The organism is Acidovorax temperans (assembly GCF_006716905.1).
GTDB classification, from domain to species: domain Bacteria; phylum Pseudomonadota; class Gammaproteobacteria; order Burkholderiales; family Burkholderiaceae_C; genus Acidovorax; species Acidovorax temperans.
Map to the genome: position 1 here is coordinate 479,283 of NZ_VFPV01000003.1, position 15,352 is coordinate 494,634.

General features: G+C 61.9%; 15 protein-coding genes. 11 read left to right on the forward strand and 4 right to left on the reverse strand.

Annotated elements, in window-relative coordinates; all coding sequences use genetic code 11:
* Positions 1-43: 43 nt before the first annotated feature.
* The 4 genes from acnB to BDD18_RS17195 all read right to left on the reverse strand — a co-directional run bounded on the left by acnB (position 44) and on the right by BDD18_RS17195 (position 5,563).
* Entirely contained in the window at positions 44-2,635 is a 2,592-nt protein-coding gene (gene acnB, locus BDD18_RS17180) for a bifunctional aconitate hydratase 2/2-methylisocitrate dehydratase (RefSeq protein ID WP_066695462.1), read from the reverse strand.
* Positions 2,636-2,723: 88 nt separating this feature from the next.
* Positions 2,724-3,353: a hypothetical protein gene (locus BDD18_RS17185; RefSeq protein ID WP_142084653.1), complete on the reverse strand. Its 630-nt coding sequence runs from the start codon at positions 3,351-3,353 to the stop codon at positions 2,724-2,726.
* Positions 3,354-3,375: 22 nt separating this feature from the next.
* Positions 3,376-4,389 (reverse strand): HpcH/HpaI aldolase/citrate lyase family protein, encoded by a 1,014-nt coding sequence (locus BDD18_RS17190; protein ID WP_233100119.1) that lies wholly within the window; start codon positions 4,387-4,389, stop codon positions 3,376-3,378.
* 187 nt (positions 4,390-4,576) lie between these two features.
* On the reverse strand, positions 4,577-5,563 hold the full coding sequence (locus tag BDD18_RS17195) for a malate dehydrogenase (protein ID WP_142084655.1): 987 nt from the start codon (positions 5,561-5,563) through the stop codon (positions 4,577-4,579).
* Between the two features lie 198 nt (positions 5,564-5,761).
* Between BDD18_RS17195 and BDD18_RS17200 the strand changes: the two genes are divergently transcribed.
* The 11 genes from BDD18_RS17200 to fghA all read left to right on the forward strand — a co-directional run bounded on the left by BDD18_RS17200 (position 5,762) and on the right by fghA (position 15,281).
* Positions 5,762-6,547 (forward strand): GntR family transcriptional regulator, encoded by a 786-nt coding sequence (locus BDD18_RS17200; protein WP_066695470.1) that lies wholly within the window; start codon positions 5,762-5,764, stop codon positions 6,545-6,547.
* A gap of 134 nt (positions 6,548-6,681) precedes the next feature.
* A complete protein-coding gene (gene sdhC / locus BDD18_RS17205; protein WP_142084657.1) occupies positions 6,682-7,116 on the forward strand; it encodes a succinate dehydrogenase, cytochrome b556 subunit in 435 nt (144 codons plus the stop codon).
* Between the two features lie 64 nt (positions 7,117-7,180).
* A complete protein-coding gene (sdhD, locus tag BDD18_RS17210; RefSeq protein ID WP_044397620.1) occupies positions 7,181-7,546 on the forward strand; it encodes a succinate dehydrogenase, hydrophobic membrane anchor protein in 366 nt (121 codons plus the stop codon).
* A 22-nt stretch (positions 7,547-7,568) separates the two neighbouring features.
* A complete protein-coding gene (gene sdhA / locus BDD18_RS17215) occupies positions 7,569-9,377 on the forward strand; it encodes a succinate dehydrogenase flavoprotein subunit (RefSeq protein WP_066695481.1) in 1,809 nt (602 codons plus the stop codon).
* A gap of 25 nt (positions 9,378-9,402) precedes the next feature.
* Positions 9,403-10,107, forward strand: a complete 705-nt coding sequence (locus tag BDD18_RS17220) for a succinate dehydrogenase iron-sulfur subunit (protein WP_044397589.1) — start codon at positions 9,403-9,405, stop codon at positions 10,105-10,107.
* 18 nt (positions 10,108-10,125) lie between these two features.
* Positions 10,126-10,446, forward strand: coding sequence for an FAD assembly factor SdhE (locus tag BDD18_RS17225; protein ID WP_066786571.1), 321 nt, complete (start codon positions 10,126-10,128; stop codon positions 10,444-10,446).
* Between the two features lie 56 nt (positions 10,447-10,502).
* Entirely contained in the window at positions 10,503-11,813 is a 1,311-nt protein-coding gene (locus BDD18_RS17230; protein ID WP_066695491.1) for a citrate synthase, read from the forward strand.
* A 473-nt stretch (positions 11,814-12,286) separates the two neighbouring features.
* On the forward strand, positions 12,287-12,625 hold the full coding sequence (locus tag BDD18_RS17235) for an ankyrin repeat domain-containing protein (protein WP_066695492.1): 339 nt from the start codon (positions 12,287-12,289) through the stop codon (positions 12,623-12,625).
* A gap of 260 nt (positions 12,626-12,885) precedes the next feature.
* The gene (locus BDD18_RS17240) at positions 12,886-13,152 is read left to right on the forward strand and encodes a metal/formaldehyde-sensitive transcriptional repressor (RefSeq protein WP_044397595.1); all 267 of its coding nucleotides are present in this window, start codon (positions 12,886-12,888) and stop codon (positions 13,150-13,152) included.
* 34 nt (positions 13,153-13,186) lie between these two features.
* Positions 13,187-14,302: an S-(hydroxymethyl)glutathione dehydrogenase/class III alcohol dehydrogenase gene (locus BDD18_RS17245; protein ID WP_142084659.1), complete on the forward strand. Its 1,116-nt coding sequence runs from the start codon at positions 13,187-13,189 to the stop codon at positions 14,300-14,302.
* A 115-nt stretch (positions 14,303-14,417) separates the two neighbouring features.
* Entirely contained in the window at positions 14,418-15,281 is an 864-nt protein-coding gene (fghA, locus tag BDD18_RS17250) for an S-formylglutathione hydrolase (protein WP_142084661.1), read from the forward strand.
* Positions 15,282-15,352: the final 71 nt, after the last annotated feature.

Consider the following 15,352-nt stretch of genomic DNA (forward strand, 5'->3'; position numbering starts at 1 on the left):
TGCCCCGAAGGGCCGTTTGCATTCATGCGCTGAGCGCAGCCTGTCAGGCCGTCACGCCCTTGGCAACCTCAGCATATTCCTCGATCTGGTCGAAGTTCATGTAGCGGTACACGCTGGCCTTGTCAGCATCGATCACGCCCATTTCCTGGAGGTATTCCTCCTTGGTGGGCAGCTTGCCCAGGCGCGAGGCGATGGCGGCCAGCTCGGCAGAGCCCAGGAACACGTTGGTGTTCTTGCCCAGGCGGTTCGGGAAGTTGCGGGTGGAGGTGGAAATCACCGTCGCACCCTCGCGCACCTGCGCCTGGTTGCCCATGCACAGCGAGCAGCCGGGCATTTCGGTACGCGCACCAGCCGTGCCGAAGGCGGCGTAGTGGCCTTCCTTGATCAGCTCGCTCTGGTCCATCTTGGTGGGCGGTGCCACCCACAGCTTGACGGGAATATCGCGCTGGCCGCCCAGCAGCTTGGCTGCGGCGCGGAAGTGACCGATGTTGGTCATGCACGAGCCGATGAAGGCTTCGTCGATCTTGGTGCCAGCCACTTCGGACAGGAACTTGGCGTCGTCCGGGTCGTTCGGGCAGCAAACGATCGGCTCCTTGATGTCGGCCAGATCGATCTCGATCACGGCGGCGTACTCGGCATCCTTGTCGGCTTCGAGCAGGTTGGGGTTGGCCAGCCAGGCTTCCACCTTCTCAATGCGGCGCTGCAGGGTCTTCGCGTCCTGGTAGCCATCGGCGATCATGTTCTTCATGAGCACGACGTTGGAGCGCAGGTACTCAGCGATCGGCTCGGGGTTGAGCTTGATCGTGCAGCCGGCGGCGGAACGCTCGGCCGAGGCGTCGGACAGCTCGAAGGCTTGCTCCACCTTCAGGTCCGGCAGGCCCTCGATTTCGAGGATCTTGCCCGAGAAGATGTTCTTCTTGCCGGCCTTGGCCACGGTCAGCAGGCCCGCCTTGATGGCGTACAGCGGGATCGCGTGCACCAGGTCGCGCAGCGTCACGCCGGGCTGCATCTCACCCTTGAAGCGCACCAGCACCGACTCGGGCATGTCCAGCGGCATCACGCCGGTGGCAGCGCCGAAAGCCACGAGGCCCGAGCCTGCGGGGAAGGAGATGCCGATGGGGAAGCGGGTGTGCGAGTCACCGCCCGTGCCCACTGTGTCGGGCAGCAGCAGGCGGTTGAGCCAGCTGTGGATCACGCCGTCGCCCGGGCGCAGGGACACGCCGCCGCGGCTGCTGATGAAGGCCGGCAGTTCGCGATGGGTCTTCACGTCCACCGGCTTCGGGTACGCAGCGGTGTGGCAGAAGGACTGCATCACGAGGTCGGCCGAGAAGCCCAGGCAGGCCAGATCCTTCAGCTCATCGCGCGTCATCGGGCCGGTGGTGTCCTGCGAACCCACGGTGGTCATCTTCGGCTCGCAATACGTGCCGGGACGGATACCCTGGCCTTCGGGCAGGCCGCAGGCACGGCCGACCATCTTCTGCGCCAGCGTGAAGCCGGCCTTGGATTCAGCCGGCGCCTTGGGCAGGCGGAACACGGTCGATGCGGGCAAGCCCAGGGCCTCGCGCGCCTTGGCGGTGAGCGAGCGGCCAATGATCAGGTTGATACGGCCACCGGCGCGCACTTCGTCCAGCAGCACGTCGCTCTTGAGCGCGAACTCAGCCACGGTTTCGCCGTTCTTGACGATCTTGCCGTCGTAGGGCAGCACGTCGATCACGTCGCCCATTTCGAGCTTGGACACATCGACTTCGATGGGCAGAGCGCCGGAATCTTCCTGCGTGTTGAAGAAGATGGGGGCGATCTTGCCACCCAGCGTCACGCCGCCGAAACGCTTGTTCGGCACGAAGGGGATGTCCTGGCCGGTGGCCCAGATCACCGAGTTGGTAGCGGACTTGCGCGAAGAACCGGTGCCCACCACGTCACCGACGTAGGCAACCAAGTGGCCCTTCTTCTTCAGGTCTTCGATGAACTGCATCGGGCCGCGCTTGCCGTCTTCCTCGGGCTTGAAGGCCGCGTCAGGACGCGTGTTCTTGAGCATGGCCAGGTAGTGCAGCGGAATGTCGGGGCGGCTCCAGGCGTCGGGGGCGGGCGACAGGTCGTCGGTGTTGGTCTCGCCGGGCACCTTGAACACGGTGACGGTGATTTTCTTCTCGACCTCGGGGCGGCTGGTGAACCACTCGGCATTGGCCCAGCTCTGCATGACCTCCTGGGCCTTGGCGTTGCCGGCCTTGGCCTTGGCGGCCACGTCGTTGAAGAAGTCGAACATCAGCAGCGTCTTCTTGAGGGCTTCTGCGGCCACGCCAGCGACTTCCGCGTCGTCGAGCAGTTCGATCAGAGGGTGCACGTTGTAGCCGCCCACCATGGTGCCCAGCAGCTCGGTCGCCTTGGCCTTGGAGATCAGGTCCACCTTGATGTCGCCATGCGCCACAGCGGCCAGGAAGCTGGCTTTGACCTTGGCGGCATCGTCCACGCCTGGAGGCACACGGTGCGTCAGCAGGTCCAGCAGAAAGGCTTCTTCGCCTGCGGGCGGGTTCTTGATGAGCTCGATCAACTCGGCCACTTGCTTGGCGTCGAGGGGCAGCGGCGGGATGCCCAGGGCGGCGCGCTCGGCGACGTGGTCACGGTAGGCTTTCAACATACTTCTCTCCGGTTACGTTCTAAAGTGGGGCAACAGCGCACCTCCCTGCCCACTGGCCGGGCAAGAAAGTGCTGCGTTTTCAAGGTTCTTATTTGCTGCCGCTGGGGGCGTCAAAAACGCTCTGCGGGGGAGCTTTCTTGATGGCTTCAGCAACAACAAACTGCTCGGGGCTCATGCATTCGTCTGCCATGCGCTGACCCAGCTTCTGGTTCATCAGCATGGACTTGTTGGCAATCTGCAGCCAGACCGCGCCGGCCTTGGTGTCTTCCAGACGCACCGCACCCGTGGTGGTCGCCACGGGAATCATGCGGTACTTGAAGCCCTTGCCTTCGACCTGGAAGTGGCCTGGATTGGCCTTGTCGGCTGAGACATTGACGAAAGCGCCCAGTTCGCAGGCGATGCGCCCGACATGCACACGCTCGGCAATGGCCAACTCTTCGGGGGACAGTGCAGCCTCTGCGGCGATGATGCCGGTAGCCACCTGGTTGGCCGCGCTCTTGAGTTGGGTGCGGCTGCTGGTCTGCTGGGCCTTGGCCACTACAGTCTTGCCATTGCCTGCCGCAGCGGTAGAGGATTTGGTGGTGTTGGCGGGCTTGGCCTTGGCCGCCGTCGCCTGTTTGGCCGATGCAGGCTTGGCAGGCGTTGCGGCGCCGGAACCCTGGGCCATCACCCAAGCAGGCGCCAAAAGCAGGAGAGCGGAGGCGAAAAGTTGTTTCATGGCGTCAAAGCTCCAGTAAAAATCATGCAGTAACGTGGCTCACGGGGGTAACCACATCAAACCAGTGGCCCACCGAGGAAGGAAGCGCAACACCAGTGTAGTGCGCACGCTCCAGCAACTGCCAGTAGTAGCGGTAACTCGCCCGGTCATGCAACACCCCATCGTGGCTGATGGGGGCCCACTGGGCGGCCTGGGCTGCCAGCAGGATGCGCGCCGCCGCTTCCACCTCAGCCAACGCCGGCGCAAACGCACGCAGGATGGGGCGGATCTGCGACGGATGGATGCTCCACATCCGGGTGTAACCCAGTTCCTGGGATGCGCGCTGGGCCGCAGCCTGCATCGCGGCAGGGTCGGTGAATTCCGTCACCACGCAATGCGAGGGCACCTTGCCGTAGGCATGACAGGCTGCTGCAATCTCCAGCTTGGCACGCACCACCAGAGGGTGGGCGAACTGCCCCTGCGATGTCATGGCGTGGGCAGGAATGGCGCCACCGTGGGAGGAGACAAAGTCCATCAACCCAAAGCTGATGCTCTGCACTTGGGGGTGGGATGCGATCTCAAAAGCGTGTGATACCGCCAAGGGCGATTCAATCAGCACATGCAAAGGCAAATGGGTGGCGCCTGCACGCAGCAAGGCTTGTTCGGCAGCAACCACGTCGTCCACCGTTTCCACCTTGGGCACCATGATGTGACACAGGCGTTGACCGGCCGCGCCGGCAATGATGTCGATATCGCTTGCAAAAGCAGGGTGGTCTGTGGCGTGCACACGCGCTGCCACCCGGGCAGTGGCCGAGGCACCCGATGCCAGCGAAGCCACCAGGCGGGCGTGCTCCACCTCTTGCCCCACCGGAGCGCCGTCTTCGCAGTCCAGCGTCACATCCACCACGCAAGCGCCAAACTCTTCGGTCAGCTCAGCCTGCATCTGCAGGCTCTTGCGCATGCGAGCTTCCACACCGCTGTAGTGATCGCACACAGGCAATGCCTGTACACCCGCCTGGGCGCCGAGCAGTATTTCACGGGGGTGGAGTGCGTCCATCATCAGCTACAGGGCTATGTGCAATGCCCAGGGGGAGAAAAATCGTGTGGCCACTGCAAATCGAAAGCAAGGGCCACAGCATGTCTCTCACCGCTCTCAAATTGAGAGCTGCTAGCGCTTGATTGGCGGGCGCTAGAGGGCAAAAACCCTCAAACCGCCCGCCACAAAGCGCTAGCGACTACGTGCTTTACAGCAGGTGCTTGACGCCGTCCTTCTCGCCTTCGAGCTCAGCCAGGGTCTTGTTGATGCACTCTTGGCTGAATGCGTCGATGGGCAGACCTTCGACGATCTTGTATTCGCCGCCTTCGCAGGTGACGGGGTAACCGAACACGACTTCCTTGGGAATGCCGTATTCGCCATTGGAAGGAATACCCATGGTGACCCACTTGCCGTTGGTGCCCAGGGCCCAGTCGCGCATGTGGTCGATGGCAGCGTTGGCGGCCGAGGCAGCCGACGACAGGCCACGGGCTGCGATGATGGCGGCGCCGCGCTTGCCCACGGTGGGCAGGAACGTATTGACGTTCCAGTCGTGGTCGTTGATGGTGTCCTTCACGGACTTGCCGTTCACTGTAGCGAAACGGTAGTCAGCGTACATGGTGGGCGAGTGGTTGCCCCACACGGCCAGCTTTTCGATGTCGCCCACAGCGCAGCCGATCTTGGCGGCGATTTGCGAAGCAGCGCGGTTGTGGTCCAGACGCAGCATGGCGGTGAAGTTCTTGGCTGGCAGATCAGGAGCCGACTTCATGGCGATGTAGGCGTTGGTGTTGGCGGGGTTGCCCACCACCAGCACGCGCACATTGCGGGAAGCCACGGCGTTCAGAGCCTTGCCTTGGGCGGTGAAGATCTGGGCGTTGGCAGCCAGAAGATCAGCGCGCTCCATGCCTGGGCCGCGAGGACGGGCACCCACCAGCAGGGCGTAATCGGTGTCCTTGAAAGCGGTCATGGGGTCGCTGTGGGCTTCGATGCCAGCCAGCAGAGGGAAGGCGCAGTCTTCCAGCTCCATGATCACGCCCTTGAGTGCGTTCTGGGCCTTTTCGTCAGGAATTTCCAGCAGTTGCAGGATGACGGGCTGATCCTTGCCGAGCATTTCGCCGGAGGCGATGCGGAACAGCAGTGCGTAACCGATTTGACCAGCGGCGCCAGTAACGGCAACACGGACAGGCTTCTTGCTCATGGTGAAAAACTCCAGGAAGTGACAAAAACAGGTAAAGGTGCAACGCAGCACCAGCGCCTGTTACCAGCAGCCCGTGCCCCGCAAACAGCCTTGGAGTTTACCCCCGTTTCATGGCCTCGGTCAATTTGTCTTATGTCTTATATAAGATATGATTGCGAGCGCCGCGGTTCACCGCCCATCCCGCCCAACCAACTCCACATGTCCTCGCTCCCGTTCGCTGCCGACAATTCGCCCGCCCCTCAAGGCGCCGGGTTGCCGACGCCTGCGTTCAGCCCGCTGTACCAGCAAATCAAGGGCTTGATTTTGCAGAGCCTGCAGCAAGGCGAGTGGAAGCCTGGGGAATCGATTCCCAGCGAGATGGAGCTGGCAGCGCGCTTTCGGGTAAGCCAAGGCACCGTGCGCAAGGCCATTGATGAACTGGCTGCCGAAAACCTAGTGGTGCGCAGGCAAGGCAAGGGCACCTTTGTTGCCACCCACGCCGAGCAACATGTTCAGTACCGGTTTCTGAAGCTGCTCCCCGATACAGGCGACGCCAGCGTGGAAGGTCCGGCCCAGCGCTCCGTGATCGAATGCCGCCGCGTGCGCGCCAGCGCCGACATTTCACGGGTGCTGGCATTGCGCAGCGGTGACCCCGTCATGCAGGCCAAACGCATCTTGTCTTTTGCCGGTGTTCCAACCATTCTGGAAGACATCTGGCTGCCCGGCCACGCTTTCAAAGGACTGACGGGCGAGCAGATGGCCAACTACCAAGGCCCCACCTACGCCATGTTCGAGATGGATTTCGGAGTACGCATGGTGCGTGCCGAAGAAAAGATTCGCGCCGTGCTGCCCGATGCAGAGCAGGCCCAATTGCTACAGGTCACCACAGCCACCCCCCTGTTGAGTGTGGAGCGCATCGCTTACACCTATAACGATGTTCCCATGGAGTTACGACGTGGCCTCTACCGCACCGACACCCACCATTACCGTAACGAACTGAGCTGACAGCAGGCTGGCACCTGATTACAAACGTCGATTTTTGATCCCGATACAAAAGCGCGGTTGTTGCATTGCAATAGAATTTTGTGTTGTTTGCATCTTCCAATTACAGAGCAGTTACATCCACGAAAGCACCAGACATGACTGAACTAGCCAAAAAACGGCCTGAATTCCGCAACATCAATGCCTTCAAGGACTTGACGACCTATCGCATGGCACCAGCAGCATGGGTTTCGATCCTGCACCGTGCCAGCGGGGCCATCATGTTCCTGCTGCTGCCCTTTGTCATCTGGATGTTCGACACCTCGCTGTCGTCGGAAATCTCTTTCGGAAAATTCAAAGCAGCCTTCAATGCGGGCTTGGGCTTTGTCCCCGGCTGGTTCATCAAACTCGTGGTTCTGGCATTGATCTGGGCCTACATGCACCACCTCATCGCCGGCCTGCGCCACCTGTGGATGGACGTCAGCCACGACGCCGTGAACAAGGAATTCGGCAAGACCTCTGCCGTTTTCACGCTGGCAGTCAGCATCGGCCTGACGCTGGTACTGGGCGCCAAACTTTTCGGCTTGTACTGATTTCAAACAACAAGGCGTGCGTGCCATTGAAGGCACCATAGCCCCCGCAAAAAAGGAAACCAATATGTCCGTCAATTACGGCTCCAAGCGCACGGTCGTCGGCGCCCACTATGGCCTTCGCGACTGGCTCAGCCAGCGCGTCACCGCCGCCCTGATGGTTCTGTTCACCGTCGTGGTTCTGGTTCAGCTCGTGGCGTCCAAGGGCCCCATCGGTTACGACCTGTGGGCCGGCATTTTCTCTGCCCAATGGATGAAGGTTCTGACTTTCTCCGTGATCGTGGCCATGGCATGGCACGTGTGGGTGGGCGTCCGTGACATCTTCATGGACTACATCAAGCCCGTGGGCCTGCGTCTGGCCCTGCAAGTTTTCACCATTGTCTGGCTGGTCAGCTGCGCTGGCTGGGGTATCCAGGTTCTGTGGCGTCTCTGATTCCCGCGATTGAAGGTACAAAATGAGCTATACAAAAGCCAACATCACCACGCGCAAGTTCGACGTAGTCATCGTCGGCGCAGGCGGCTCGGGCATGCGTGCCGCGCTGGAACTCTCCCGTGCAGGCCTGAACGTGGCCTCGCTGTCCAAAGTCTTCCCCACCCGCTCGCACACCGTGGCCGCACAAGGTGGCGTGTCTGCCTCGCTGGGCAACATGAGCGAAGACAACTGGCACTATCACTTCTACGACACCATCAAGGGTTCTGACTGGCTGGGCGACCAGGACGCCATCGAGTTCATGTGCCGCGAAGCACCGAAGGTGGTGTACGAACTGGAACACTTCGGCATGCCGTTCGACCGCAACCCCGACGGCACCATCTACCAGCGCCCCTTCGGCGGCCACACCGCCAACTACGGCGAAAAGCCCGTGCAACGCGCCTGCGCAGCCGCTGACCGTACTGGTCACGCCATGCTGCACACGCTGTACCAGCAAAACGTCAAGGCCAAGACCAACTTCTTCGTGGAGTGGATGGCTCTGGACCTGATTCGCGACGAATCCGGCGACGTGGTCGGTGTGACGGCCCTGGAAATGGAAACCGGCGACCTGCACATCCTGCAAGCCAAGACCGTGCTGCTGGCCACGGGTGGCGCAGGCCGTATCTTCGCGGCATCCACCAACGCCTTCATCAACACCGGTGACGGCCTGGGCATGGCAGCGCGTGCTGGCATCGCCTTGCAAGACATGGAGTTCTGGCAGTTCCACCCCACCGGCGTGGCCGGTGCCGGCGTGCTGCTGACCGAAGGCTGCCGCGGTGAAGGCGCCATCTTGCTCAACAGCAATGGTGAACGCTTCATGGAGCGCTATGCGCCTACCCTGAAGGACTTGGCTCCCCGCGACTTCGTGTCGCGCTGCATGGACCAGGAAATCAAGGAAGGCCGTGGCTGCGGTCCGAACAAGGACTACATCCTGCTCAAGCTGGATCACCTGGGTGCGGAAACCATCCACAAGCGTCTGCCTTCGGTGTACGAAATCGGCGTGAACTTCGCCAACGTGGACATCACCAAGGAACCCATCCCCGTGGTTCCCACCATCCACTACCAGATGGGTGGCGTGCCCACCAATATCCACGGCCAGGTCGTGGAGCAAAAGAACGGTGTGAACAACTCCGTGGTGAACGGCTTGTACGCTGTGGGTGAATGTGCCTGCGTGAGCGTGCACGGCGCCAACCGCCTGGGCACCAACTCGCTGCTGGACCTGTTGGTGTTCGGCAAGGCCGCTGGCCGCCACATCGTTGAGTTCAACAACAAGAACAAAGAGCACAAGCCACTGCCTGCCGACGCGGCAGACCGCACGCTGGAACGCCTGAACCAGCTCGAAAGCTCCAAGAGCGGCACCTACGCCCAAACCCTCGCCGGCGACATCCGCGCCACGATGCAACAGCACGCTGGCGTGTTCCGCACCCAGGCCAGCATGGACGAAGGCGTCAAGAAGATTGCCGAGCTGCGCGATCGCGTGGCAAGCGTCACTCTGCAAGACAAGTCCAAGGTGTTCAACACCGCCCGCATCGAGGCATTGGAAGTGGACAACCTGATCGAAGTGGCGCAGGCCACGATGGTGTCTGCCGCTGCCCGCAAGGAATGCCGTGGCGCCCACACCGTGTACGACTACGAGCATCCTGCCGACCACCCAGAGTTCCCACTGGGCCGTAACGATCAGGAGTGGATGAAGCACACCCTGTGGTACAGCGAAGGCAACCGCCTGGATTACAAGCCGGTCAACCTCAAGCCCCTGACAGTGGAAAGCATTCCACCCAAGGTCCGGACGTTCTAAACAGTAGCCCCACGAGAGCAGAATCATGAAGCGCACATTCCAAATCTATCGCTACGATCCGGACAAGGACGCCAAGCCCTACATGCAGACCATCGAGATCGAACTCGACGGCCACGAACGCATGCTGCTGGACGCCTTGATCAAGCTGAAGCAACAAGACCCTACGCTGTCGTTCCGCCGCTCCTGCCGCGAAGGCGTCTGCGGTTCTGACGCCATGAACATCAATGGCAAGAACGGCTTGGCCTGCCTGACGAACATGAACACCCTCAAGGGCACGATTGTTCTGAAGCCCCTGCCCGGCCTGCCAGTGATCCGCGACCTGATCGTCGACATGACGCAGTTCTTCAAGCAGTACAACTCGATCAAGCCCTACCTGATTAACGACAATCTGGTGGCACCTGATCGTGAGCGCCTGCAAAGCCCCGAAGAGCGTGAAGAACTGAACGGTCTGTACGAGTGCATCTTGTGCGCAAGCTGCTCGACCAGCTGCCCCAGCTTCTGGTGGAACCCCGACAAGTTCGTGGGCCCCGCTGGTCTGCTGCAGGCCTACCGCTTCATCGCCGACAGCCGCGACGAAGCCACAGCCCAGCGCCTGGACAACCTGGAAGATCCGTACCGCCTGTTCCGTTGCCACACCATCATGAACTGCGTGGACGTTTGCCCCAAGGGCCTGAACCCCACCAAGGCCATCGGCAAGATCAAGGAATTGATGGTGCGCCGCGCCATCTGATCCTTTCAGGGCCTCACCATGAGCGATATCGCCACCACAGCGCCTGCAGCCGCCGACGAGTTGCTGACAGAGCGCGAACTGAGCAAGCTGCACTGGCGCTGCCGGCGCGGCTTGCTGGAGAACGACCTGTTCATTCAGCAGTTCTTCAAACGTTTCGAACCTGAGCTGAAGCAACGCCATGCTCAGGGGTTGGCGGCGCTCATGGCCCTGGCAGACAACGACCTGCTGGACCTGTTGCTCTGCCGCCGCGAACCAGACGAGACACTGGCCAGCGCCGAAGTGAACGAAGTGCTCAGCATGCTGCGCTTGAGTGGCGGCACCCCTGCCCTGCGAGCCTGACAAACGCAGGGCGCCCCTAGACCGGATTGACATCGGCAAACCTAAGGAAAGTAACAATGAAGCTAGCTGACAACAAAGCCACCCTGTCGTTCTCCAACGGCAGCCCCAGCGTGGACCTGCCGGTCTATCAGGGCAGCATCGGCCCGGACGTCATCGACATCCGCAAGCTGTATGCACAAACGGGCATGTTCACCTATGACCCCGGCTTCCTGTCCACAGCCGCAACCCAGTCCGCCATCACTTACATCGATGGCGACAAGGGCGAGCTGCTGTACCGCGGCTACCCCATTGAGCAGCTGGCTGTGAACTGCGACTTTCTGGAAACTTGCCACCTGCTGCTGTACGGAAACCTGCCCAATGAAGCCCAGAAGAAGGACTTCACCAGCCGCGTGACCAACCACACCATGGTCAACGAGCAAATGCAGTTCTTCCTGCGTGGCTTCCGCCGTGACGCACACCCCATGGCTGTGCTGACCGGTCTGGTGGGTGGTCTGTCGGCCTTCTACCACGACAGCACCGACATCAACAACCCAGAGCACCGCGAAATCGCCGCGATCCGCCTGATCGCCAAGATGCCTACGCTGGTGTCCATGGCATACAAGTACAGCGTGGGCCAGCCTTACATCTACCCACGCAACGACCTGAGCTACGCTGGCAACTTCATGCGCATGATGTTTGCCACGCCTTGCGAAGAGTACAAGGTCAACCCGGTGCTCGAACGCGCTCTGGACCGCATCTTCATCCTGCACGCTGACCACGAGCAAAACGCATCCACATCGACCGTGCGTCTGTGCGGCTCGTCGGGCACCAACCCCTTCGCAGCCATCGCTGCGGGCGTGGCCTGCCTGTGGGGCCCTGCCCACGGTGGCGCCAACGAAGCCTGCCTGAACATGCTGGAAGACATCCAGCGCAACGGTGGCGTGGCCAAGGTCGGCGAGTTCATGGAGAAGGTCAAGGACAAGAACTCCGGCGTGAAGCTGATGGGTTTTGGCCACCGCGTGTACAAGAACTACGACCCCCGCGCCAAGCTGATGCAGGAAACCTGCAACGAAGTGCTGCAGGAACTGGGCCTGGAAAACGACCCCCTGTTCAAGCTGGCCAAGCAGCTCGAGAAGATTGCGCTGGAAGACGACTACTTCGTGTCGCGCAAGCTGTACCCCAACGTGGACTTCTACTCGGGCATCGTGCAACGCGCCATCGGCATCCCCGTGTCGCTGTTCACTGCCATCTTCGCGCTGGCTCGCACCGTGGGCTGGATTGCCCAACTGAACGAAATGATTGGCGACCCCGAGTACAAGATCGGCCGCCCACGCCAGCTGTTCACCGGTGCTGAGCGCCGCGACGTGCTGCCTATCAGCAAGCGTTGATCGGTGAAGTGCCTGGCGCGCATGGCGCCCAGGCCTGAACCCCAAAGCCCGCAGGTGCCCCCTGCGGGCTTTTTTACGCCTGCTGCCGCTTCTTTTGAGCCTGCGATGGGGTTCAGACCAGGGAAATGACCCCAGGGTGATTGGCAGGAACCTTGCGGCCCAAGAGCACCGCGCATCCCTCGGAGCCGCCAGCCGTTGAGCGAAGCAACACCCGCAGTGATGGCGAGTCTTTGCAACGCAGCAGTCCAAGCCACACGGCCGACACGGCCCACAGCGCAGTGTTGAGCGCCGAGGATTCCAAGGGATTTCCATCACCGCGCCAGCTGCCAGCGCACCGCAGAATGCAGCCATTGCGGCAGAAGCCAGACATGGATCGCTGGACGCGCTGACCGCCCCCGGCCCCATGGGACCAGCGCGCCAGCATGACGCTTATGTCCCTGCTCACAGCCAAACCCTACACGGAGGAAGTTCCTATGTCCGCAGGTGACTGGAAGCGCTTTTACCAGGCGGTCTGTGATGGCGACATGCGCCTGGTGCGGCACTACATCGAAGCGGGCATTGATGTGAACTACGCCCACCCAGAGTTCTTCTCCACCCCGCTGGTGGCAGCCATACGCAACCAGCGTGAAGAAGTGGCGCTCTTCATCTTGCAGCGCGGCGCAGATCCGCTGCGGGTGTCTGAAGTGGATGGCGCCTCCCCCATGGATCTGCTGGCCACCAGCAACCTTCCGCGCCTTCAAGAACAACTGGACCGCATGGGGATTGCCGCCCGGCCTGCCCGGAATTTCTGGAAACGCTGGCTGGGCTGGTAGCGGCAGCGCAGGCCCGCACCGGCCGCTAGGTGGATCAACCCGAGGGGCCAGGACGCCAACCCAACTCACCCCCGATACCTTGAAGAGTCAGCGTGCTCCGCCAAAACGCATAACCTCTTTTTCACAGGCACGCACGTACTCCCCCCTAGTAACCACACTTTGTGCCATGCCAGCGCTTATATTTAAAGCGCTGGTAATTTATACTGCCACCCAGTACACCTCTTGATCCACGATTGAGAGGCGCCAGAACGGAATACCCCATGCCCCACACCGCAGAAGACAAGCAACGCGCCATTACCCGCCTGCGCCGCATCAAAGGCCAGGCGGAGGCGCTGGAGCGCGCGGTGGAGGCTGGTTCAGACTGCGCCCCCATCCTGCAGCAGCTGGCCGCCATGCGGGGAGCCGTGCACGGGCTGATGGCCGACCTGCTGGACAGCCATGTGCGCGAAACGCTGGCAGAAAAACCCGCACCGTCGCAGCAGGCCGTGGATGAAACACTGGCGCTGCTGCGGTCATACCTCAAATAAACCACCACCCCCGACTGACCGAAAGGACCACCCCATGAAATCCCGCGCCGCCGTTGCCTTCAAAGCCGGAGAACCCCTGCAAATCGTCGAGATCGATGTCGCTCCGCCCAAGAAGGGCGAAGTGCTCATCAAGATCACCGACACCGGTGTGTGCCACACCGATGCCTTCACCCTGAGCGGTGAAGACCCCGAGGGCCTGTTCCCCGTGGTGTTGGGCCACGAAGGCGCCGGCATCGTGGTGGAAGTGGGCGAAGGCGTGACCAGCGTCAAGCCTGGCGACCACGTAATCCCGCTGTACACCGCCGAATGCGGCGAATGCCTGTTCTGCAAGAGCGGCAAGACCAACCTGTGCGTGGCCGTGCGCGCCACGCAGGGCAAGGGCGTGATGCCCGACGGCACCACGCGCTTCAGCTACAACGGCCAGCCCATCTACCACTACATGGGCTGCAGCACCTTCAGCGAATACACCGTGGTGGCCGAAGTGTCGCTGGCCAAGGTCAACCCCAACGCCAACCCCGAGCAGGTCTGCCTGCTGGGCTGCGGCGTGACCACGGGCCTGGGCGCCGTGAAGAACACTGCCAAGGTGCAGGAAGGCGACACGGTGGCCGTGTTTGGCCTGGGCGGCATTGGCCTGGCTGTGATCCAGGGTGCCAAGCTGGCCAAGGCCGGGCGCATCATCGCGATTGACACCAACCCCTCCAAGTTCGACCTGGCCAAGGTGTTTGGCGCCACCGATTGCGTCAACCCCAAGGACTTCGACAAGCCGATCCAGCAAGTGATTGTGGAGATGACAGGCTGGGGCGTGGACCACAGCTTTGAGTGCATTGGCAACGTGAACGTGATGCGCGCCGCGCTGGAATGCGCGCACCGTGGCTGGGGCCAGTCGGTCATCATCGGCGTGGCCGGCGCGGGCCAGGAAATCTCCACCCGCCCCTTCCAGCTCGTCACTGGCCGCAAGTGGCTGGGCTCGGCCTTTGGCGGCGTCAAGGGCCGCAGCGAGCTGCCCGGCATGGTCGAAGACGCCATGGCCGGCAAGATCCAGCTGGCACCGTTCGTGACCCACACGATGGGGCTGGAAGAGATCAACACCGCGTTCGATCTGATGCACGAAGGCAAGTCCATCCGCTCGGTGGTGAAGTACGCAGCCTGACCCAGGCACTACAAAAACAAGAGCACCTTGCGCTTGCTGGATAAGCATTCAAGCCATAAAACCCTTGAAACCCTGATTCAGCAAGCGCCACCAGCTATTCTTTTGTGAGCAACCCATGTCCACCCATCTAGAACTGTTGAGCAGCCATGCCTGCTTTGGCGGCGAGCAACGCTTCTACCGCCATGATTCGGGCACCATCGGCCTGCCGATGAAATTTGCGGTGTACCTGCCGCCCCAGGCCAGCCAGGGCCCCGTCCCGGCCCTGCTGTACCTGGCCGGGCTGACCTGCACCGAAGAGACCTTCGCTACCAAGGCCAGCGCCCAGCGCCGCGCAGCCGAACTGGGCCTGGCGCTCATCACGCCCGACACCAGCCCGCGCGGCGCCAACGTGCCCGGCGAAGCCGAGAGCTGGGACTTTGGCGTGGGCGCAGGTTTTTACCTGGACGCCACCCAGGCACCCTGGGCCACGCACTGGCGCATGGAAAGCTACGTGATGAACGAGTTGCTGCCGCTGTGCACGGCACAGTTGCCGATCGACGCGCAGCGCCTGGGTATTTTTGGCCACTCGATGGGCGGGCACGGCGCGCTCACCCTGGCCTTGCGCCACCCTGGGCGGTTCAAAACCCTCTCGGCGTTTGCGCCCATCTGCGCGCCCACCCAATGCCCCTGGGGCGAGAAGGCGTTCACCGGCTACCTGGGTGCAGACCGCACCAGCTGGGGTGAGCACGATGCCACCGTGCTGATGGAAAACCAGCCCCTGGCCCCCTACCCTGGCGGCATCCTCATCGACCAGGGCCTGGCGGACAAGTTTCTGGAAGGGCAACTGCACCCCCACCTGTTCGAGGCAGCATGCGCGCAGATTGGCCAGCCCCTCACGCTGCGCCGCCACGCGGGGTACGACCACGGCTACTACTTCATCCAGACGTTCATCGACGACCACCTGCAGCACCACGCCAAGGGCCTGGGCGTAGCAGCCTGAGCGGGCTGTTTCGTACCGCCTTCCAATGGCAAAAAGGGCTGTCCCGCAAGGGGCAGCCCTTTTTTTACTCA

Coding starts and splice junctions, on each gene's coding strand:
- BDD18_RS17220 (WP_044397589.1), top strand. CDS start 9,403: ATGAAGCGCACATTCCAAATCTATCGCTACGATCCGGACAAGGACGCC.
- sdhA (WP_066695481.1), top strand. CDS start 7,569: ATGAGCTATACAAAAGCCAACATCACCACGCGCAAGTTCGACGTAGTC.
- BDD18_RS17225 (WP_066786571.1), top strand. CDS start 10,126: ATGAGCGATATCGCCACCACAGCGCCTGCAGCCGCCGACGAGTTGCTG.
- sdhC (WP_142084657.1), top strand. CDS start 6,682: ATGACTGAACTAGCCAAAAAACGGCCTGAATTCCGCAACATCAATGCC.
- BDD18_RS17230 (WP_066695491.1), top strand. CDS start 10,503: ATGAAGCTAGCTGACAACAAAGCCACCCTGTCGTTCTCCAACGGCAGC.
- BDD18_RS17235 (WP_066695492.1), top strand. CDS start 12,287: ATGTCCGCAGGTGACTGGAAGCGCTTTTACCAGGCGGTCTGTGATGGC.
- sdhD (WP_044397620.1), top strand. CDS start 7,181: ATGTCCGTCAATTACGGCTCCAAGCGCACGGTCGTCGGCGCCCACTAT.
- BDD18_RS17185 (WP_142084653.1), bottom strand. CDS start 3,353: ATGAAACAACTTTTCGCCTCCGCTCTCCTGCTTTTGGCGCCTGCTTGG.
- BDD18_RS17240 (WP_044397595.1), top strand. CDS start 12,886: ATGCCCCACACCGCAGAAGACAAGCAACGCGCCATTACCCGCCTGCGC.
- fghA (WP_142084661.1), top strand. CDS start 14,418: ATGTCCACCCATCTAGAACTGTTGAGCAGCCATGCCTGCTTTGGCGGC.
- acnB (WP_066695462.1), bottom strand. CDS start 2,635: ATGTTGAAAGCCTACCGTGACCACGTCGCCGAGCGCGCCGCCCTGGGC.
- BDD18_RS17245 (WP_142084659.1), top strand. CDS start 13,187: ATGAAATCCCGCGCCGCCGTTGCCTTCAAAGCCGGAGAACCCCTGCAA.
- BDD18_RS17190 (WP_233100119.1), bottom strand. CDS start 4,389: ATGGACGCACTCCACCCCCGTGAAATACTGCTCGGCGCCCAGGCGGGT.
- BDD18_RS17195 (WP_142084655.1), bottom strand. CDS start 5,563: ATGAGCAAGAAGCCTGTCCGTGTTGCCGTTACTGGCGCCGCTGGTCAA.
- BDD18_RS17200 (WP_066695470.1), top strand. CDS start 5,762: ATGTCCTCGCTCCCGTTCGCTGCCGACAATTCGCCCGCCCCTCAAGGC.